This window comes from Rhodovulum viride, assembly GCF_003265965.1.
Taxonomy (GTDB): Bacteria; Pseudomonadota; Alphaproteobacteria; order Rhodobacterales; family Rhodobacteraceae; genus Rhodovulum; species Rhodovulum kholense.
On the sequence record NZ_MUAV01000119.1, the window covers coordinates 1 to 892 of the forward strand.

At 71.1% G+C, this 892-nt stretch carries 1 protein-coding gene; it reads right to left on the reverse strand.

Features of this window, described 5'->3' with window-relative positions; translation table 11 throughout:
• The coding region (locus BYZ73_RS21330) for a phage tail protein (RefSeq protein WP_146746398.1) at positions 1 to 892 on the reverse strand (892 nt) is incomplete at both ends.

The window sequence follows — 892 nt, forward strand, 5'->3', positions numbered from 1 at the left end:
CCGCGCGCGCCGAAGACATAGGTGCCGGGCGCGACATCGTCGATCAGGTCCTCGGGCGTGTCGATGAGGCCGCGGACGGTTGCCTCGGCCTCGGTGATCGGCCGCCAGGAGAACTGCCAGGCGTCGATGAAGGGATTGTCGCTGCTGGCTGCCAGCCGGACCCGGGTCTTGACCCCGCCACCGCCGCGGGTCTCGTACAGTTCCTCGCTCATCGTCGGCGCCGAGACCTGCGGCTTGGCGGTCGGCGAGGGCAGCGTCGGGATACCGCCCGCGGGGCGGGCCTGTTCTTCCGAGGTCCGCCAGTCGAAGATCGCGGGGCCGGTTTCCAGACAGGTCAGCCGCACCTGGACGCCCTCGGGGCCGACCGTCACCGCGCGGGCCGTGACCTCGAAGGCCTTGGCCTCCCAGCCCCGGCGCGGGATCGTGACACGTATAGTGTCGCCCAGCCGCACGCCCCAGGCGGCGAGCGAACAGGGCATGATCACCTGGCGCTGGCGCCGCCCCTTCAGAAGCGCCAGCTTCATCAGCCGCTGGCCGCGCACGGGATCGGTCTCGCCCGGCAGCTCGCCCAGATCGCGCACCAGCCGCTCGCCATTATCGGCGGCGCGATACGTCTCGGAGGCCAGCACCGGCAGGTCGGTCACCACATGCTCGGCCGCCGCATCCGCGAACTGCGCCTTGACGGTGTTGAACTGCTCCTCGAAGGGGCGGCGCGCGATCACCCGGATCCCGGCGACCAGCATGTCCTCGGTGATGGTCAGGTCGGGCTCTTCCCAGACAGCACCACCCAGCGTCAGCCGCCCGCGTTCGCAGGCCCACCAGCCGCCCCAGGCGCTTGAGAGCGCATCGAGGTTCTCGCGCGGGCTGGCCTCGGTATCGAGCACGCCGTTGA